The following is an 18,166-nucleotide window of genomic DNA, read 5'->3' as shown; positions in this document are numbered from 1 at the left end:
GGACCCTAGCCGGCGCTCTTGCCGAAATCTGTCAGGACGGTGCAGGATGATGCGGCCATGTCCCGGACCGAACGCCTCTTCCAGCTCATGCAGGCCATGCGCCGCCTGCCCTCCCCCGTCACCGCCGCCACGCTGGCGCAGGAGACGGGGGTGTCGGAGCGCACGCTCTATCGTGACATCGGGTCCCTGCGCGGGCTCGGCGCGGTGATCGACGGCGAGGCCGGTTATGGCTTCACCCTCATCGAGGACCCGCACCTGCCGCCGCTGTCGTTCGACGAGGACGAGCTCGAGGCGCTGGTGCTGGGGCTGCGCGAGGTCGAGGCGCTGGCCGATCCGGCGCTGGCCCATGCGGCGCGCAATGCGCTGGCAAAGCTGCGCGCCCGCCTGCCCGAGCGGCAGGCCCACCAGCTGCGCCACGCGGTGCTGACTGCCCATCGTTTCTCGCCCCCTGCCGAGCCCACCATCGACGCCGCCCGGCTGCGCTGCGCCTGCCGGGAAGAGCGGCACATCCGCTTCGACTACCGCGACGCGCAGGGCGCGGCGACGCAGCGCGAAGTGAAGCCGTTGTCGCTGCTGCTGCTCGACAATTCGCATTGCCTGATCGCCTGGTGCCTGCTGCGCGCCGACTACCGCACCTTCCGGCTCGACCGGATGGCCGGGATGGAGGTGCTGGAGACTTCCTTCCGGCCCGAGCGCGTGCCGATGCTGCGCGGCTTCATGGCGCGAATGGAGGCCGAGAGAGGCAGCTGCGCGATCCGGATTTGAGCCCCCCGTCCGCAATCTCTTGCCGATTGCGTGAATTGTGATCGCGGCCCCTCCTTCGCAAATCGCCCTGCACGCGGTAGCCTTCGGGACAACAAGAACACGAGCAGCAGGTGACCCCAGATGAAACGGAGCCTTTCCGGCCTCGCGCTGTGCCTGATGGCCACGCAGGCCTCGGCAGACCGCCTAGACGACTTCACCGCCCCGGTGATCTCGCAGCGCCCGGCGCTGCGCCCTCTCGCCTTTGTCGCGGCGGAGCCCGCGCAGGTGGTCCCCGCCAGCGAGGTGCAGCAGGAGTTCGCCCGCTGGCTCACCAGCTTCCGCGCGCGTGCCCGCGCCGAGGGGATCAGCGAGCGCACCCTCGACGTTTCGCTCCGCAACGTCGCGCTCGACACCGATGCACTGCACAAGATCAACAATCAGGCGGAGTTCACCAAGACACTCTGGGCCTACCTCGGCTCGGCTGTGTCGGACACGCGCATCGAGAACGGCCGAGCGGCGCTGGCGCAGCATGACCAGCTTCTGCGCCAGATCGAGTCGCGCTACGGCGTCGACCGGCAAGTGGTGCTGGCGATCTGGGGCATGGAAAGCGCCTATGGCAGCCATCGAGGCACGCATCCGGTGATCCCGGCGCTGGCGACGCTGGCTTTTGGCTCGCGGCGGGGCTCTTTCTTCGAGGGTCAGCTGATCGACGCGCTGCACATCATCCAGAACGGCGACACCAGCCCCGAGCACATGACCGGCAGCTGGGCCGGGGCGATGGGCCACACGCAGTTCATCCCCTCCTCCTACCGCGCGCTGGCGGTGGACTGGACCGGCGACGGCAAGCGCGACATCTGGTCGGACGACCCCGCCGACGCGCTGGCCTCGACGGCGCATTACCTTGCCGAAAACGGCTGGATTCACGGTCAGCCCTGGGGGGTCGAGGTGCAGCTGCCGCGTGGCTTCGACTACGAGTTGGCGGGCAGCACGGGCCGCATGCCCTCGGATTGGGCGCGGCTCGGCGTGGTCGGCATGGACGGACGCCCGGTACAGGACTTCGGCTCGGCCCGGCTGCTGCTGCCGGCGGGACACAGGGGCGCGGCCTTCCTGACCTTCAAGAACTTCAAGGTGATCTCGCGCTACAATGCCGCCGACGCCTATGTGATCGGGGTCGGGCACCTGGCCGACCGGATCATGGGCGGCGCGCCGATCCGCGCCAGCTGGCCCGATGACGAGCGCGCGCTGACCAGCGACGAGCGCAAGGAGCTTCAGGTACGGCTGAGGCAGGCGGGCTTCGATCCCTCAGGGGTCGACGGGCGCATCGGTCCGAACACGATCAAGGCGCTGCGCGACTACCAGCGTGCGGTCGGCGTGGTGCCGGACGGCTATGCGTCGCTCGAGGTGCTGCACCGGCTGCGGTAATTCAGCGGCACCCCGCGCCGCAGCTCTTCACCAGCGCCCTCACCTGGCGGGCGCTGGGACCGGGCCAGCGGTTGGCGTTGCAGGGGTCGGCGATCAGCACAAGCCGGCCCTCCTCGCGCTTGAGCAGCGCCGCCATGGGGCCGGTCCGAGCCTCGCCGCACCATGGGCCGTAGCAGGAAACGCGCAGGGTGATGCGCTGGTCGAAGGGGCGGTCGAAGCCCGCCCGCCCCAGTGCCCAGCCCCAGAAGCGCGCGGGCACTTCGCCCGAACTGCGCGGCACCGGTCCGGTCTCGAGCATGCCGTTCACCGCGATCCACTCGGTCTGCTCGGACTTCGCCGCGCGCACGTCGCGCGCCACGTCCGGCGGCAGGCACTTGAGCGCAAAGGCCGGACTGGCCACACCAAGCAACAGAACGAGGAACAGGAACGCGGTACGGATCACAGCTTCTCCCGGAAGGCGGCGATGACCTGTTCGTAAACGGGGCGCTTGAAGGGCACGATCTGGCCCAGAACCTCATCCGCCGGCAGCCAGCACCATTCCGAGAACTCGGGGTGCTCGGTCTGGATGTTGACCTGCGCATCCTCGCCGTGGAAGCGCAGCAGATACCACTTCTGCTCCTGCCCCTTGTAGCGGCCCTTCCAGATGCGCGGCACGATGTCATGCGGCAGATCATAGCAGAGCCAGCCCTCGGTCTCGGCCTCGACGGTGACCAGCGAGGGGCTGACGCCGATCTCTTCTTCGAGCTCGCGCAGGGCCGCTTCTTGCGGCGTCTCGCCCTCGTCGATCCCGCCCTGCGGCATCTGCCAAGCGGGCACTTCGCTGTCGAGCCGCTGGCCGACGAAGACGTGCCCGGCGGCGTTGACCAGCATCACGCCGACGTTGCGGCGATAGGGCAGCGCGGCGATTTCTTCGGGGGTCATGGTCTTCATCGGAGGCTCCTTGGTTTGCGGCGCACGCTAGCGCCGGTTCGGGAATTTTGGAAGGGACGACCCGTCTGGCCACGAGCCGAAGCCACCGAAAGCCCCCCACGGAAAAAGGCGCGCCCCGCGGGACGCGCCTTTGCCAGTCCCGGAAACCCGGAAACCTTATTTGTCAGCCGCCTGCGCCTGCTGCATGAGCGCCTGCTCGTCGCCGAGAACGCTGAGGCCCTTGAGGATGTCGATCGCATAGGCCAGCTGGTAGTCGTCCTGGCGCAACTTGGCGGCTTCCTCGGCCTTGGCGCGGTCCTCTTCAATCTGGCGGACCTCGTCCTCGGTCAGGCTGTCGTTATCCAGCGCGCCCCGCAGGTCGGCCTCGGAGCGGCCGAAGCCGGGCACGGTGTCCTCTTCACTCTCCGGCTCGGGCGGACGCTGCTCGACGACGATGTCGGGCGAGACGCCGAGCGCCTGGATCGAGCGGCCCGAGGGGGTGTAGTAGCGCGCGGTGGTCAGGCGCATCGCGCCGTCGCCCCGCAGCGGCATGACCGTCTGCACCGAGCCCTTGCCGAAGCTCTTGGTGCCCACGACGACGGCGCGGTGGTGATCCTTCAGCGCACCGGCGACGATCTCGGACGCCGAGGCCGAGCCGCCATTGATCAGCACCACGATCGGCTTGCCGTCCGACAGGTCGCCCTCGGTGGCATTGTAGCGCTCGCCGTCGGCGGCGTTGCGGCCCCGGGTCGAAACGATCTCGCCCTTGTCGAGGAAGGCGTCGGCGACCTTGATCGCCTGGGTCAGAAGGCCGCCCGGGTTGTTGCGCAGGTCGAGCACGATGCCGTTGATCTTGTCGATGCCGCCCGCGGCCTCGACCTCCTTGGCCAGCCCTTCCGAGAGGTTGGGGAAGGTCTGGTCGTTGAATGTGGTCACGCGCAGCACCACGCTGTCGCCCTCGCGGCGGGTGCGCACGGCGGTGAGGGTGATCGTGTCGCGGATGATCGAGATATCGAAGGGCTCGTCTTCACCCTCGCGCACCACGGTGATGACGATCTCGGAGCCAACCGGCCCGCGCATCTTGTCGACCGCCTCGTCGAGGTTCAGCCCGAGAACCGACTCGCCGTCGACATGGGTGATGAAATCCCCGGCCTGCACGCCGGCCTCGGCGGCGGGGGTGCCGTCCATCGGCGAGACGACCTTGACGAAGCCGTCTTCCTGGGTGACCTCGATGCCAAGCCCGCCGAATTCGCCGCGTGTCTGCACGCGCATGTCGGCGGCATCGTCGGGCGGAAGGTAGCTCGAATGCGGGTCGAGCGAGGTCAGCATCCCGTTGATCGCGGCCTCGATCAGCTTCTTGTCATCCACTTCCGACACGTATTGCGCACGGATGCGCTCGAAGATGTCGCCGAAGAGGTCGAGCTGCTCGTAGACGCTGGTGTTCTTCTCGGCTTCCTGGGCCAGCAGCGGGCCGACGAACTGCGTCGTCGCCACCACGCCTGCCACGGTGCCGCCCAGTGCGGCCATCAGAAACTTGTTCATCCTCAGATCATCCCTTGTCGCTGGCGAACCATTCTAGCGGGTCCACGGGCGCGTCGCCCTCTCTTACCTCTATATACAGGGTCTCCGTGCGTCCAGCGCCGGAACCTTCACGTGACGGTGACGCCCCATCGCCTGCTGCATCTCCCATCAGCCCGACGGGCGCGCCCTCGGAAAGGATTTCCCCCGTCGCCGCATAGGTCTCGTCCAGCCCCGCGAGGACGATGAGCAAATCCGGCTGCGGCTCGAGAATGGTCACGAGGCCATAATCAAGCAGCGGGCCGGAGTAGCGCACGGTGGCGGCAGTGGGCGTGGTGACGATGGCCTGCGGCAGCGTGGCGATCACGATGCCGGGTCGCGAGACCCCGGCGGCATCCGCCTCGCCCGCCGCGCGCAGCACCTGCCCGCGCACCGGCATCGGCAGGCTGCCGCGCCGCGCATCCACGGGTGGCAGCCGGTTCGGCGCCTCGACCTGCGAGATGTTCGACAGGCCCGAGGCAAAGCCCTCCAGCGTCTCGGTGGCCGCGATGAGGATCGCGGTGCGCACCGGGTCCTCGGTGAAACGCATCGGCAGGTCGGTGCGGTCGGCCACCGCCTGACTGAGTTCGGTGCGCGCGGCCTGCACACCGGCCAACCCCTCGCGCAGGGTTTGCGCGGCGCTTTCCTGCAGGGTCCGCAGCTGCGCCACCTCGTCGAGGTCGGAGCGCAGTTCGCGCGCCTCCTGCGCCAATCCCGGCGTCACCGCCGACAGCAGCATGCCCGCCCGCGCCGAGCCGACGGGCCCCGCCGGATGCAGCAGCGCCTCGGGGGCCGCCGTGCTGCCGAGGCTCGACAGCACGCCCAGAAGCTGCGCCACCTCGCCCTCCTGCGCGGCAAGCCGGCGGCTCAGCTCGGTCTCGCGCACGGCCGCGTCCCGGAGCCCGTCGCGCAGGGCGGCAAGCCCGTCCTCATAGGCCTCGACAGTGCGGGTCAGCGCCTTGACGCGGTCGCGCGCCGTGTCCGCCTGCCCCAATTGCACAGAGGCCGCTTCCAGCGCCCGCGCCGCGGCACGGGCGGCGTCCCCCGGAGCCTGCGCCAGCGCCGGACCCGCCATCAGGCAGAGGATCAGCGCGGCGGCTCTCATTTGTCGATCAGGCTCGTCCCGGTCATCTCCTCGGGCTGCGGAAGGTTCATCAGCTGCAGCAGCGTCGGAGCGACATCGGCGAGGATGCCGTCATGCACCGTCGCGCCCTCGGGCCCGCCGAAAAGGATCACCGGCACCGGGTTCGTCGTATGCGCGGTGTGAGGCCCGTTCGTCTCGTCGTCCCACATGGTTTCGCAATTGCCGTGATCCGCGATGACCACCATGGCGCCACCGACCTTCTCGAGCGCCGCGACCACCTTGCCGAGCCCGTCGTCCACCGCCTCGCAGGCCTTGATCGCCGCGTCGAGATCGCCGGTGTGACCGACCATGTCGGGGTTGGCGAAATTGGTGACGACGAGGTCATAGCCCTTCTCGATCGCCGCGACGAAGCGCTCGGCGACCTCGGGTTCGGACATCTCGGGCTGCAGGTCGTAGGTCGCCACCTTGGGCGACTTGGGCATGAAGCGGTCCTCGCCTTCCTCAGGCGTCTCCTTGCCACCGTTCAGGAAGAAGGTGACATGGGGATATTTCTCGGTCTCGGCGAGGCGGAACTGCGTGAGCCCGTGCTTGGCCACCCATTCGCCCAGCGTGTTGACGATCACCCGCTTGGGATAGGCGGTGGTCATGTAGGCGTTGTGCTTGTCCGCGTATTCGACCATGCCGAGCAGCGCCGAAAGCTCGGGCTTCTCGCGCTCGAACCCGTCGAAGTCCGGCGCGCCGATGGCCGCGAGGATCTCGCGCGCCCGGTCGGCGCGGAAGTTGAGGCAGAAGAAACCGTCGCCCGCCGTCAGCCCCTCGTAGCCGCCGATCACGGTCGCCGGGATGAACTCGTCGGTCTTGTCATTGGCGTAGCTCTGGGCAACGGCGGTGACCGCGTCGGGGGCGGTTTCGCCCTTCCCGCCCACCATCGCCTCATAGGCCGTCTGCACCCGCTCCCAGCGGTTGTCGCGGTCCATGGCGTAGTAGCGACCGATGACGGTGCCGATGCTGGCGCCCTCGGGCAGGCTTTCGTCAAGATCCTTCACGAAGCCTTCACCCGACTTCGGCGGCACGTCGCGACCATCGGTGATCGCGTGCAGCACCACGTCGAGGCCCTGATCGACCAGCAGCTTCACCGCAGCCTTGATGTGGGTGATGTGACCGTGCACGCCGCCGTCCGAGACGAGGCCCATCAGGTGCGCGCGACCGCCCGCCGCCTTCACCTTGGCGGCGAAGTCGAGGATCGCCTCGTTCTTGAAGAAGGAGCCGTCCTCGATCGCGAGGTCGATCTGGCCGAGATCCATCGCCACCACCCGGCCCGCGCCGATGTTGGTGTGGCCCACTTCCGAATTGCCCATCTGGCCGCTTGGCAGGCCGACCTCGGGCCCGAAGGTGACCAGCGTGGCATGCGGGCATGTGGCGTAGAGCCTGTCCATCGTGGGGGTCTTGGCCAGCGCCGGGGCGTTGTACGCCGTCTCGTCGCGCAGGCCCCAGCCGTCGAGGATGGTCAGGACAACGGGTTTCGGAGTGGTCATGCTCAAACGCCCTTTTTCTCGCGAGGTTGTCGCAGGTGTAGCAGGGCGGCGCGGCGATGTGGAGAGCCGCCGCGGGCCGGGCTCACCCGAAGATCAGTTTCGGCACGAAGAGCGAGATCTGCGGCAGATAGGTGATCAGCAGCAGCACCAGGATGTTGACCACGACGAAGGGCCAGACCCCGGCAATGATCTGCGACACCGGCTTGCCCAGAGTCGAGGAGGCCACGAAGATATCCAGCCCGAAGGGCGGCGTGATCATCCCCAGCGAGATGTTCAGCGTGACGATCATGCCGAAGTGCACCGGGTCAATCCCCAGCGACTGCGCGACCGGGAAGAGCGGCGGCACCAGCACCAGCAGCGCCGAGTTCGGGTCGATAAACATGCCCGCGACGAAGAAGCAGAGGTTGGCCACCATCAGGAAGGTGATCCAGCCCGCATCCACCGACTCCAGAAGGCCGATGATCGAGTTCGGCACCTGCGCCAGCGTCACGAAGAAGGAGATCAGCCCGCCCATCGCCAAGAGCACGAAGATGATCGCGGTGTTGATGGCGCTGCGCTCGGTGATCTTGAACAGGTCGTTCCACGTCAGGCTGCGCAGGATGAAAGCCTCGACGACGATCGCATAGACCACGCTGACCGCCGCCGCCTCGGTGGGGGTGATGACGCCGGAATAGATGCCGCCAAGGATGATGACCGGCATCCCGAGCGCCCATTTCGCCTGCCAGATGGCCCGCAGACGTTCGGACCACGCCACGCGCGGCTCGCGGGTCACCCCACCCTTGCCGGCCTCGAGCCAGACAAAGAGCGCGAAGGCCAGGCCAAGCACCAGCCCCACCGCGAGCCCGCCGGCAAAGAGCCGCGAGATCGAGGTGCCGGTCATCCAGCCGTAAACGATGAGCGTGATCGACGGCGGGATCAGCAGCGAGGTCTCGGCGCTGGCCACCAGCAGGCCGAGGCTGAACTTCTCCGAGTAGCCGGCCCGGCGCATCTCGGGGTAGACCATCCGGCCCATCGCCGCGACCGTCGCCGGGGCCGAGCCCGAGACCGCGCCAAAGGCCATCGAGCCGCCGACCACCACGTGTCCGATGCCGCCCCGGGTATGGCCGACCAGCGCCTTCACCACGTTGACCAGCTGCGCGGCAATCTGCCCCGCCCCCATGAGGTTTGCTGCGAAAATGAAGAAGGGGATGGCCAGCAGCGTCGTGTGGTCTATGCCACCGACGATCTTCTGCACGATCGCCGGGTCCGGCAGCCTGGCGTAGAAGAGCTCCTTGTAAGCCAGCGCGGGCACGCCCAGCACCAGCAGCATCTCGAAACCGGCAAGCAGCAGCAGCGCGGCGAGGAGGACGATCAGGATCAGCATCACTCGGCCTCCGCCTGCGCCGCGAAGCGGTCGATGACGCCGAAGAGGCTCAGCCCGTAGCGCAGCGCCAGCAGCAGGAAGCCGATGACCGGCGCCAGATAGATCAGCCCCATGGGGATCCCCAGCGTCGGCGAGGTCTGGCCGGATTTGAGCACGAACTCAACCATCTGTACGCCCAGCCACGCCACGTAGAGCGAAAAGAGCAGCCCCACCGTGTCGATGACCCGCAAGAGCCAGCGCCGCGCGGGTTCGGGCAGCTTGTCGCGCAGGTTGGTGATGCCCACGTGCTTGCCGCGCTCCAGCGCGAGGCCGAGCGCGAGGAAGACCAGGAAAAGGTTCATCAGCCGCACCGCTTCCTCGATCCAGGCAAAGCGGCTGGCCATCGTGCCGCCGAATTCCCGCACCACCACCGAGCCGAAGAACAGCGCCACCATGGTCAGGAACAGCACCACGAGGATCGTGCGCTCGACCCTTCGCAGCAAGTTGAGGAATGTCATGGGCGGTCTCCGGATCAGCGGTCGGGCGGCGGCTTGCAAAGAGGCGCCCGGAGAACCGGGCGCCCTGTAAGGTCTTGGTAAGTCAGGTCGCCCCGCCGGGCACGGACTTATTTGGCAGTGGCCGTCTCGTAGGCGTCCAGCAGCGTCTTGCCGGTTTCACCGGCCATGGCGACATAGGCTTCCGAGGCCGGGCCCCAGGTCAGCTCGCGCAGCTCGGCACGCTCTTCGGGCGAGGCGACGCGGACGTTGGTCCCCGAGTCCTTGATCACCTGCAGCGCCTCTTCGACGGCGGCGGCCTTGTGGGCGGTCAGATCGGGGATGACCTCGGCGAAGGCGTCCTTGATCACGTCCTGATACTCGGCCGGCAGGCTCTCCCAGAACATCGGGTTGAACAGAACCACGTCTTCCATCGCGCCGTGATCCGAGATCACCACGTTCTCCTGAACCTCGTAGAACTTCATGTTCTTGATGGTGTCGAGCGGGTTCTCCTCGCCGTCCACGACGCCGGTCTGCAGCGAGGTATAGAGCTCGCCGAAGGGCAGCGCGATGGCCGAGGCGCCCAGCGCGTTGAACTGCTCGATGAGGATCGAGCTGTCCATCACCCGGAACTTCTGGTCGGCAAAGGCGGCGAGATTGTCGAGCGGCTTGTTCGAGGTGAACTGCTTCTTGCCATTCGGCCAGAGCATCAGCGCGACCATGCCCTTGTCCGAGAAGGTGTCCAGCAACGCCTGGCCGAAGGGGCCCTCGCGCAGCGCCTGCGCCTCGGCGGCGTCCTCGGGGATCAGGTAGGGGATGTCGAGGATCGAGACCGCCGGGTTGAAGCCGCCAAGGAAGGCGGCCGGGGCGACGGTGCCCTCGATGGTGCCGAGTTGCACGCCCTCGTTCATCTGGCGCTGGTTGCCCAGCTGGCCCTGCGGGAAGATCTGCAGCTCGACCGCGCCTTCGGTGCGCTCCTTGACCAGCTCGGCGACTTTCTCGAGGTGCACGTGGCGGCTCTGCGCCGTGCTTTCGAGATGGCCGATCTTGGCCACGAACTCCTGCGCCGAAGCGCTGCCAGATGCGAAGGAAAGCGCGAGCGCAAGCGCGGCGCCGGCAAAGCGGGTCATGACCATGCGGGGTACTCCAGAATTTGCAACGCCACTAGCTATCGGCGGCGCGGGGTGCAAGTCAAAGCGAACCGCCTATACGGAAGGCGGTCCCGATGCATCAGCCTGTTTCTTGAGCGCACCACCGCGCCTGCAGGGTCAGAGCGGGGCGCGATCCAACGATCGCTCCCCCGGCTGCCGCGGAAGCCGGGCAGAAAAAAGCGGCCCGCTCATGTTTGACGGGCCGCAGTGAGATGCACTCCCCTCTCAAAAAAGTGCACCTATCTCATTTCGCGCGCCTGAGCCGGGTCAGCGGCGCCGAGATCCGGCGTCCCGGCGGCGGCACCCTGGCGAGATCGCAATGGGTCGCCAGCCACTTTTCACATTGCTCCACCAGCGCGCAGCCGCGGCAGGCGGCCACCATCACCTGATATTCCTCGGGCCGAAGCCGCCCCGTGTCGATCTGCTCGGCAAGGTTGAGGCCCATGACCCGCGCCACGCTGCGCGCCATCCAGAAGTGCCGTGCCTGATCGCCCAGCATGATTCACACCTCGTTCCGGAGTTCATCCCGCAACATCTTGAAAGGACGCCCGTTCATACAGTCTTCGGGCCAGACGCGCGCGCCCTCCCCTTCGGCCTGTATACCGGCCCGGTGGTCGAGCCAGCGCGCGCAGCCCTCGGCCCAGAGACAGGCCCGGCAGCGCCGGACCATTCCGGCCCAGTCGTCCTGCGGCAGCACCCCGCGGCGCTGTGCCTCGGCGAGATCGACACCGGTGGCCCGGGCCATGCGCTGTACGCGCCAGTAATGGCTGCGCTCGTCGCCCAGCGGAAAGGGCCTCGGGCCGCGCAGCATGTTGGCCGAGATCATCGCGCTAGCGTCCGGTCAGATCGCGAAAAAGGTCGGCGTTGCGGCAATAGCCCGGCGTGGCCGCCGCGATGCCATCGCGCGTGGCGAGCCAATGCTCACAGTCACCGGGCTTGTGGCAGCCGGTGCAGGCCAGCACCGCATCCTCGAGACCGGCAAAGCTCAACCGTCCGCGCATCATCTGCTCTTCGAGGTCGACGCCGAGCGCTCCGGCCATCTGGTCGACGAGACCGGCATGACGTTTGAAATCCTTCGCTCCAGGCATGGCTCTTCTCCCTTGTTGGCGGCCTTTTCGGCCTTGCCTCGGGACAAGACTACCACCTCAGGGCGGCGGCCCCCTTGATGCACATCAACGTCAGACGCCGCCGCCGGCCCGATACGCCTCGCTCGTGCGCCGCACGGTTTCGATTCGTTCGCTGTTCGGCGGGTGGGTCCCGAGGAAACGGTTCCCCGGATCCGGCAGACGCTCGAAGAACCGCGCGCCGCGAATCGGATCAAAGCCGCTGCGCAGCGAGATCACCGTGCCCAGTTCGTCCGCCTCCAGCTCGTAGTTCTTGGTAAAGGTCCGCGCCCCGACCGAGGCGCCGAATTCCTCGGCCGAACGCACCGAAGCCTCGTCCGCGCCGGTCATCGCGGCGATGCCCGAGAAGATGATCGCGCCGATGGCAGCATCCTCCTGCACCCGGTCGAGGTGTCCGAGGATGTGATGCGAGGCCTCGTGGCCCATGACGAAGGCCAGTTCGTCGGCGTTCTGCGCCTCACGGATCAGCGCGAGGTTGAAGGCCAGAACCGGCCGCCCCTGGCTGTCGCGGGTCTGGAAGGCATTCGGCGTCTCGTCGGGGCGGTCGTCGACGACGATCAGGAAATCGCAGTTCGCGCCGCCGCGGGTGAAGTTTCGGCACTGGCTCTCGGCGACCGGCTCGACACGGTGGACAACCTCGGTGAACTGCCGTGCGGCGCGGGATTCGCCCCCTCCAGAGAAGGGATCGTTGCGACCCGAGGGCACCGAGGAAACAGGCGCCACGGCACAGGCCGAAACAAGGGCCGAGGCAAGGACGAGGAAAACGGGCAGAAGTCGGCGCATGCGGAAGGTCGCTCCGGTTCGGGTCATGGATCGAAGGATAGGCGGCGGCGCGCCCCGGCGCCAGTGCAGCGCGCATAGAGTGGCATCTTTGTGCTTTTTGCGTGGGCCCCGCGCCGCCGCCAGGGGCTGGTACATTTTGTGGATTGCGCGCCGCGTGAAGGCAGGTCTAGGCTGGGTTCATGTTCAGCATCGAGCACGAATTTGACGCCACCGTGGTGACCCTCGTCGACGAGGGCGAGCCGCATTTGCAGGAAGACGTGATCGTCTCGAGCTTCGAGGAATGCGTCACGGTCGAGCAATACGATCCGCGCACCGACAGGGTGAACAAGATCACGCTCTCGATGACCCAGATGCGCGATCTCGCCGCCGCGATCAGCCTGCCCGAGGGCGTCTACACTAGGCAGGGAGCCGACGAGGAGGAGTGATCACCCCTCCACCCGGAAGGCCTTGTCCCGTGACGTTGCTCCGCGGACCAGCGTGAGCCGCGACTTCGGCACCCCCAGCGCCTTTGACAGCAGCTTGATCACCGCCTCGTTGGCCTTGCCGTTTTCCGGAACGGTGGTGACGTAGACCCGGATCTGCCCCTCCTCCTCGCGGATCTCGTTGCGCGAGGCCTTGGGCGTGACGCGCAGCTCCAGCACCGTACCCGGCGCAGCGAGATGGGAAAGGTCGGACTTGGCCATGGCGGGGCTCCTCGTGCGGCTGCCCGTGCTCATATCAGCCCGTCGCAAACCAGACACCCCCAAGTCGGCGCCGACTGCCTTCGGCCTGTCTCAGGGCACACCCCTGCACCGCAACCGGTTGAATCCGCGCCGCCAAAGCCTGACATAGGGGGCAACTGAATGAGGAGACGGCGATGCCCACCCCCAACCCGCAGGCGATGGACTTCCTGCTCAGCCGGCGCTCGCGCCCGGCCAAGACGCTGACCGGCCCGGCACCCGACCGCGCGGCGCTCCTGCCGTTGCTCACCGCCGCCGCGCGCACGCCGGATCACGGCAAGCTCGAGCCCTGGCGCTTCATCGTGCTGGAGCGCGGCGCGCTTGACCGCATGGCGGAGGCCGTCGCCGCTCGCGCTTCCGCATTGGGCATCGACGAAGACCAGGGCGCCAAGGCCCGCGCCGCCTTTGCCGATAGCCCGCTCTGCGTCGCGGTGATCGAGGTTCAAAAGGAAAGCCCCAAGATTCCGCCGCTGGAGCAGACCTATTCCGCGGGCGCCGCCTGCCTTGCCCTGCTCAACGCCGCGCTGGCCTCGGGCTGGGGCGCGAACTGGCTGACCGGCTGGGCCTCGCACGACCGCACTTTCGTCGCCGAGACGCTTGGGCTGGCCGAGAACGAGCGCGTCGCGGGCTTCATTCACATCGGCACCGAAACTTCGGCCCCGCCGGAGCGCCCGCGCCCCGACCTCGAGGCGATCACCACCTGGATGGACGCATGATCCCGGCATCCTTTCTTGCCGCGATCGGCCAGATCGGCGATCCGCGCTTCCGCTCGGTTCTGCTCAAGGGGCTCGGCCTGACGGTCGGGCTCTTCGTGCTCATCTACTTCGTCTTCGTCACCGTCGTTGGCTGGCTGGTCGGCGACACTGTCTCGCTGCCCTGGATCGGCGAGGTGACCTGGGTCGACACCGCGATCAGCTGGGGTGCGGTGCCGCTGATGATGCTGCTCTCGGTGGTGCTGATGGTGCCCGTTGCCTCGGCGATCACCTCGTTCTTCCTCGACGACGTGGCGCAGGCGGTCGAGGACCGACATTATCCCGCGCTCGGCCCGGCGACCGAGGTAAGCTGGGGCGAGGCGCTGCGCGACACGCTGAGCTTCCTTGGCGTGCTGATCGGGGCCAACCTCGTGGCGCTGGTGCTCTACATCTTCTTCGCCCCGCTCGCGCCCTTCATCTTCTGGGGGCTGAACGGCTTCTTGCTGGGGCGGGAGTATTTCACCCTCGCGGCGATGCGCCGGGTCGGGCGGGAACAGGCCGCCGTGCTGCGGCGCCGCCACCTCGTGACGATCTGGATCGCGGGGGTGCTCATGGCGCTGCCGCTGTCGGTGCCGCTGGTGAACCTGCTGATCCCGATCCTCGGAGCGGCGACTTTCACCCACCTCTACCACCGGCTGCAGGGCGAACGCCCCGCGCGCTAGGCAATCAGGCTAGAAAGCCGGGGCTGGCGGGGTCACTCGCCAGCCGTCAAGGGCGGGCCCATCCGGTTGAACATCCAGCCGTCGATGTCCCGGACCGAGATCATCCCGCTGAAGATGATCCCCGCGAAGATTCCCCACAGGACAACCGAAATGCCGGTGGTGATCCAAGCCTTGCGCTTGAGGTTGTGCACCTCGGGGCTGCCAGCGTGGGTGCCGGGCACGATCTCGCCGAGGTCCCCCTGCGTCTTCAGCCGCACGGGAATCACGCAAAGAAAGGTCATGAACCAGATGACCGCGAAGAGCACGATGCCGGAAGTGATTGCCATGATGTGTCCTCAGACCTGTTCCAGCTCGACGAGCGTGCCTTGGAAATCCTTGGGGTGCAGGAAAAGCACCGGCTTGCCATGCGCGCCGATCTTCGGCTCGCCATTGCCCAGCACCCGCGCCCCCTGTGCCTTGAGATGGTCGCGCGCGGCGAGGATGTCCTCGACCTCGTAGCAGACGTGGTGAATGCCGCCCGAGGGGTTCTTGTCGAGAAAGCCCTGGATCGGCGACTCGTCCCCGAGCGGGTAGAGCAGCTCGATCTTGGTGTTGGGCAGCTCGATGAACACCACCGTCACGCCATGGTCCGGCTCGTCCTGCGGCGCGCCGACCGCCGCGCCCAGCGTGTCACGGTACATCGCCGAGGCCGCCTCCAGATCGGGCACGGCAATGGCGACATGGTTGAGACGACCGATCATGACACTCTCCCTCGAATCCTCGCGTCGCCCGGTTATCGCGCGTGCGGCCCCTGCCCCGCAAGCCGGGTGCGTCCATTAACCGCCCATTAGCCAAGGCGGGGCACGATGGACTGGCGCGGGCGTCCCTTCTCGGCCCCGCCCGACCGCTCTATCGAGGAAGGCCAGATGACCGACAGCGACATGACCGACAGCAACCGCAACACGCCCTTTCCACCGCGCCCCACCGCCACCCGGCCCCTGCTCGGCATGACGATCCTCGCGGTGGAAGACAGCCGCTACGCCTGCGATGCGCTGCGTTTGATGGCCCTGCGCAGCGGCGCGCGGATCCGCCGGGCGGACTGCCTGCAGGCGGCGCGACGCCACCTGTCGCTCTACCGGCCAACCGTCGCGGTGATCGACCTCGGACTGCCCGACGGATCGGGTGCGGGGCTGATCGCCGAGCTGGTGGCACGCAGCCCGCGGTTGCCGGTCATCCTCGGCATCAGCGGCGATCCCTTTGCCGAGAACATGCTGCGCGCCGCCGGGGCTGACGGTTTCCTCGAAAAACCGCTGCGCAGCCTGCTCGCGTTTCAGAACGCGATTATCGCCGCCCTGCCCGACAGCCGCAAACCCGGCGGCATCCGGCTCGTCTCGGACGACCCGATCACCCCCGACCCGCTGGCCTACCAGGACGACATCGCCCATGCCGCCGCGCTCTTGCAAGAGGCCGGAGAGCCCGGGCTCGCCGACTATATCGCGCAGTTTCTTGCCGGGCTGGCACGCAGCGCCGGGGACAGCGCGCTCGAGGCTGCGGCGCGGGCGCTGGCCGCGGCGCGGGCCGAGCGGCGCCCGACGACGCAGGCGCTCACGCAGCTCTCTGCCCTGTTGCACCAGCGCATGGCGACCCGCATAGCGATCTGAGCCCTCCCACCAGACGGAACCCGCGCAGCTCTCTCTGCGTTGCCTGCGCAATCGCCATCTGCACGCGGAGAGCTGCCATGACCTCGATTTACGACGCCATCAAGAAGGACCACGAGACGCATCGCGCTCTGCTCGAGCGTATCGACGAGACCACCGGCGACAGCCCCGAGCGCCGCGAGGCCTGGAACACCTTCTACCGCGACATCAAATCCCACTCCGCCGCCGAGGAAGAAGAGTTCTATTCCGAGCTGATGCAGCACACCTGGGGCCAGGACGCCGCCCGCCATTCCGTGCATGAACACGCCGAGATGGACGAGATCCTCGAGGAATTAAACGAGATGGACATGTCCTCGCCCGGCTGGCTGACGCGCTTCCGCACGCTCAAGCATGATTACGAGCACCACATGGACGAAGAAGAGGAGGACGTCTTCGCCCGTGCCCGCAAGGTCGTCGGCGAAGAGGACAATGATGCCTACGGCCAGCGCTTCCTTGACCGCAAGAAAAAGGAGTTGGGGCTGATCGAGGAGAAGAAGGAAGATCACCTCGAGGACTGACCTGCGCGCTTGGAACAGTGCCGCGCCGGAGGGGGCCCGAGCCCCCCGGCGCGGCTGACTGGTCCGTCTCAGCGCGCGCCGGGGCTAGACCAAGCTCCGCAACGTCGAGGCAATCGGGCGCCTTCCCCAGCGTCGAATCGTTCCATTTTTGTTCGCGCCCTGCCATAGAGCGTAAATGCCTCGCGCGGGGCGCGAAAGCCGCGTGACATTTGCTCGATCTGGGGGCTATATTTCGACGATGACACAAAGCGCCGCGCAACATCTGTCCGAGTTCCTTGGGGACGACCGGTTCGCCACTGTGATGGCCGATCCGCCTTGGCGGTTCACCAACCGCACCGGGAAGGTCGCCCCCGAACATAAGCGCCTGGCGCGCTATCCCACGATGACGCTCGAGGACATCTGCGCACTGCCGGTGGCCGACCACCTGCAGGACACGGCCCATTGCTACCTCTGGGTGCCCAACGCGCTGCTGCCCGAGGGGCTTCAGGTGCTCAGCTCTTGGGGCTTCGAATACAAGTCGAACATCGTCTGGCACAAGATTCGCAAGGACGGCGGTTCGGACGGGCGCGGTGTGGGTTTCTACTTCCGCAACGTGACCGAGCTGCTGCTCTTCGGAACCCGTGGCAAAAGCGCTCGGACCGAAGCAGCGGGGCGGCGCCAGGTCAACATGATCCAGACCCGCAAGCGCGAACACTCGCGCAAGCCCGACGAGCAGTACACGCTGATCGAGAGTTGCTCGAAGGGGCCCTATCTCGAAATGTTCGGGCGTGGCGTGCGCGAGGGCTGGACGGTCTGGGGCAACCAGGCCGATGCCGACTACAAGCCGACCTGGAAAACCTACAGCTACAATTCGAGCGTCGCGGCGGAATAACGGGCGCCCGCCCCAGGGCTCTGCTCGACGTCTGGCGAGCTTTGGTCGCTTCTGAACATTTCCGAAGCGCCGGAGCTTCGGGACGTCAGCCCGACAGGATCGCGTCCGGCAGGCCGATCAGCACCAATGGGCAGGGATTGCCGACGCCGCGGCGGACGCGCTCGTCGAGCTTAGACCAATGGGTGGTGGCAGTGCCGAACTTGTCGCCGACGAACTTGCGGGCAAATGCCTCGGGGAAGGACACGCCCCTGGCGACCTGCGCCTCGACCGCCGCGCGCTGCTTGGCAGTGCGGTCGCCAATACCGAGCCTCTGCAGGTCTTCTTCCGATTGCAGCCCCTGCGCCTCGAGCCAGCCGCGGATGCGTGGCAGCATGCGGTCCTGCAGCGAAGACCCGCGCGTCACCACGATCCCCAGCGAGATCGCCGACTGTGCGTGCAGGCGCTGGAAGTTCTCGAGATCGCGGTCGAAGAACGGGTCCTTGTTGTTCCACTCGATCTCGAGTGCGAGCCGCCCCGCCCCGCCTCGGCGCACGTGGTCGATCTCGTGTGAGATCGCCTCGCGCTCGACACCGTCGACGATGGTCTGGACAAGGAAGTTGTGCTTGGCCCAGCCGCGGGCGGCGAGCGCGCGCCGCAACCGCTGGGTCTGACCCGACTCGCCACCGCCGCCGGCGATCAGCTCCGACAGCTCGATGCTGAACTCCGAGAGCGTCTCGACCAGCTCGGCCGTCTCCTCGGGGAAATCGACGCTCAGGATCGCCGCGGCATGGTTGCGCACTTCGACATCGAAGCCGCGGGATCTGAGCGTCTCTAGCACCGGAAC

At 67.4% G+C, this 18,166-nt stretch carries 24 protein-coding genes; 8 read left to right on the top strand and 16 right to left on the bottom strand.

The window, feature by feature from the left end:
• The first annotated feature begins 57 nt into the window (after window positions 1-57).
• The gene (locus tag G0D83_RS31465; RefSeq protein WP_164198633.1) at window positions 58-765 is read left to right on the top strand and encodes a YafY family protein; all 708 of its coding nucleotides are present in this window, start codon (window positions 58-60) and stop codon (window positions 763-765) included.
• Window positions 766-885: 120 nt separating this feature from the next.
• Window positions 886-2,166, top strand: coding sequence for a lytic murein transglycosylase (locus G0D83_RS31460; protein ID WP_164198632.1), 1,281 nt, complete (start codon window positions 886-888; stop codon window positions 2,164-2,166).
• Between the two features lies 1 nt (window position 2,167).
• Here the strand turns inward: G0D83_RS31460 and G0D83_RS31455 are convergent, their stop codons facing one another.
• From G0D83_RS31455 to G0D83_RS31400, 12 genes are all read right to left on the bottom strand, one after another.
• Complete coding sequence (locus G0D83_RS31455; protein WP_108967318.1) at window positions 2,168-2,608, bottom strand: hypothetical protein; 441 nt, start codon at window positions 2,606-2,608, stop codon at window positions 2,168-2,170.
• Complete coding sequence (locus G0D83_RS31450) at window positions 2,605-3,087, bottom strand: RNA pyrophosphohydrolase (RefSeq protein ID WP_164198695.1); 483 nt, start codon at window positions 3,085-3,087, stop codon at window positions 2,605-2,607. Before G0D83_RS31450 ends, G0D83_RS31455 begins: the two co-directional genes overlap by 4 nt.
• A gap of 165 nt (window positions 3,088-3,252) precedes the next feature.
• Complete coding sequence (locus tag G0D83_RS31445) at window positions 3,253-4,617, bottom strand: S41 family peptidase (protein WP_164198631.1); 1,365 nt, start codon at window positions 4,615-4,617, stop codon at window positions 3,253-3,255.
• A gap of 7 nt (window positions 4,618-4,624) precedes the next feature.
• On the bottom strand, window positions 4,625-5,737 hold the full coding sequence (locus G0D83_RS31440; RefSeq protein WP_164198630.1) for a murein hydrolase activator EnvC: 1,113 nt from the start codon (window positions 5,735-5,737) through the stop codon (window positions 4,625-4,627).
• Window positions 5,734-7,251 (bottom strand): 2,3-bisphosphoglycerate-independent phosphoglycerate mutase, encoded by a 1,518-nt coding sequence (gene gpmI, locus G0D83_RS31435; protein ID WP_164198629.1) that lies wholly within the window; start codon window positions 7,249-7,251, stop codon window positions 5,734-5,736. Before gpmI ends, G0D83_RS31440 begins: the two co-directional genes overlap by 4 nt.
• Before the next feature lie 82 nt (window positions 7,252-7,333).
• On the bottom strand, window positions 7,334-8,614 hold the full coding sequence (locus G0D83_RS31430; protein WP_164198628.1) for a TRAP transporter large permease: 1,281 nt from the start codon (window positions 8,612-8,614) through the stop codon (window positions 7,334-7,336).
• Entirely contained in the window at window positions 8,614-9,111 is a 498-nt protein-coding gene (locus G0D83_RS31425) for a TRAP transporter small permease (RefSeq protein WP_164198627.1), read from the bottom strand. Before G0D83_RS31425 ends, G0D83_RS31430 begins: the two co-directional genes overlap by 1 nt.
• A gap of 107 nt (window positions 9,112-9,218) precedes the next feature.
• A complete protein-coding gene (locus G0D83_RS31420) occupies window positions 9,219-10,223 on the bottom strand; it encodes a TRAP transporter substrate-binding protein (RefSeq protein WP_164198626.1) in 1,005 nt (334 codons plus the stop codon).
• A gap of 259 nt (window positions 10,224-10,482) precedes the next feature.
• On the bottom strand, window positions 10,483-10,737 hold the full coding sequence (locus tag G0D83_RS31415; RefSeq protein ID WP_164198625.1) for a DUF6455 family protein: 255 nt from the start codon (window positions 10,735-10,737) through the stop codon (window positions 10,483-10,485).
• Window positions 10,738-10,740: 3 nt separating this feature from the next.
• Window positions 10,741-11,064, bottom strand: coding sequence for a DUF6455 family protein (locus G0D83_RS31410; RefSeq protein WP_164198624.1), 324 nt, complete (start codon window positions 11,062-11,064; stop codon window positions 10,741-10,743).
• A gap of 4 nt (window positions 11,065-11,068) precedes the next feature.
• A complete protein-coding gene (locus G0D83_RS31405; protein ID WP_164198623.1) occupies window positions 11,069-11,326 on the bottom strand; it encodes a DUF6455 family protein in 258 nt (85 codons plus the stop codon).
• Window positions 11,327-11,416: 90 nt separating this feature from the next.
• Window positions 11,417-12,145 (bottom strand): M48 family metallopeptidase, encoded by a 729-nt coding sequence (locus G0D83_RS31400; protein ID WP_164198622.1) that lies wholly within the window; start codon window positions 12,143-12,145, stop codon window positions 11,417-11,419.
• 179 nt (window positions 12,146-12,324) lie between these two features.
• Here G0D83_RS31400 and G0D83_RS31395 point away from each other — a divergent pair, with 179 nt between their 5' ends.
• Window positions 12,325-12,570: a hypothetical protein gene (locus G0D83_RS31395; protein WP_108967336.1), complete on the top strand. Its 246-nt coding sequence runs from the start codon at window positions 12,325-12,327 to the stop codon at window positions 12,568-12,570.
• Here G0D83_RS31395 and G0D83_RS31390 read toward each other — a convergent pair whose 3' ends face one another.
• A complete protein-coding gene (locus G0D83_RS31390; protein WP_164198621.1) occupies window positions 12,571-12,828 on the bottom strand; it encodes a DUF167 domain-containing protein in 258 nt (85 codons plus the stop codon). It abuts the gene before it with no gap.
• 173 nt (window positions 12,829-13,001) lie between these two features.
• Between G0D83_RS31390 and G0D83_RS31385 the strand changes: the two genes are divergently transcribed.
• Complete coding sequence (locus G0D83_RS31385) at window positions 13,002-13,580, top strand: nitroreductase family protein (RefSeq protein ID WP_164198620.1); 579 nt, start codon at window positions 13,002-13,004, stop codon at window positions 13,578-13,580.
• A complete protein-coding gene (locus G0D83_RS31380) occupies window positions 13,577-14,278 on the top strand; it encodes an EI24 domain-containing protein (RefSeq protein ID WP_164198619.1) in 702 nt (233 codons plus the stop codon). The genes G0D83_RS31385 and G0D83_RS31380 overlap by 4 nt, the downstream gene beginning before the upstream one ends.
• A 32-nt stretch (window positions 14,279-14,310) precedes the next feature.
• Here G0D83_RS31380 and G0D83_RS31375 read toward each other — a convergent pair whose 3' ends face one another.
• On the bottom strand, window positions 14,311-14,604 hold the full coding sequence (locus G0D83_RS31375; protein WP_164198618.1) for a DUF1467 family protein: 294 nt from the start codon (window positions 14,602-14,604) through the stop codon (window positions 14,311-14,313).
• 9 nt (window positions 14,605-14,613) lie between these two features.
• Entirely contained in the window at window positions 14,614-15,018 is a 405-nt protein-coding gene (gene mce / locus G0D83_RS31370) for a methylmalonyl-CoA epimerase (RefSeq protein ID WP_164198617.1), read from the bottom strand.
• A gap of 165 nt (window positions 15,019-15,183) precedes the next feature.
• Here mce and G0D83_RS31365 point away from each other — a divergent pair, with 165 nt between their 5' ends.
• The 3 genes from G0D83_RS31365 (at window position 15,184) to G0D83_RS31355 (ending at window position 17,343) form a co-directional block, all read left to right on the top strand.
• Entirely contained in the window at window positions 15,184-15,918 is a 735-nt protein-coding gene (locus G0D83_RS31365; protein ID WP_235958236.1) for a response regulator, read from the top strand.
• Between the two features lie 77 nt (window positions 15,919-15,995).
• The gene (locus tag G0D83_RS31360; RefSeq protein ID WP_164198616.1) at window positions 15,996-16,472 is read left to right on the top strand and encodes a hemerythrin domain-containing protein; all 477 of its coding nucleotides are present in this window, start codon (window positions 15,996-15,998) and stop codon (window positions 16,470-16,472) included.
• Between the two features lie 238 nt (window positions 16,473-16,710).
• Window positions 16,711-17,343, top strand: coding sequence for an MT-A70 family methyltransferase (locus tag G0D83_RS31355; protein ID WP_108967350.1), 633 nt, complete (start codon window positions 16,711-16,713; stop codon window positions 17,341-17,343).
• 85 nt (window positions 17,344-17,428) lie between these two features.
• Here G0D83_RS31355 and G0D83_RS31350 read toward each other — a convergent pair whose 3' ends face one another.
• On the bottom strand, window positions 17,429-18,160 hold the full coding sequence (locus G0D83_RS31350) for a BglII/BstYI family type II restriction endonuclease (RefSeq protein WP_164198615.1): 732 nt from the start codon (window positions 18,158-18,160) through the stop codon (window positions 17,429-17,431).
• Between the last annotated feature and the right edge of the window lie 6 nt (window positions 18,161-18,166).

The sequence above is a fragment of the Salipiger sp. PrR003 genome (assembly GCF_010500785.1).
In the GTDB taxonomy this organism is placed as follows: Bacteria; Pseudomonadota; Alphaproteobacteria; order Rhodobacterales; family Rhodobacteraceae; genus Salipiger; species Salipiger pacificus_A.
The sequence above is the reverse complement of the archived record's forward strand: the minus strand, read 5'-3'. Positions and strand labels throughout refer to the sequence as shown.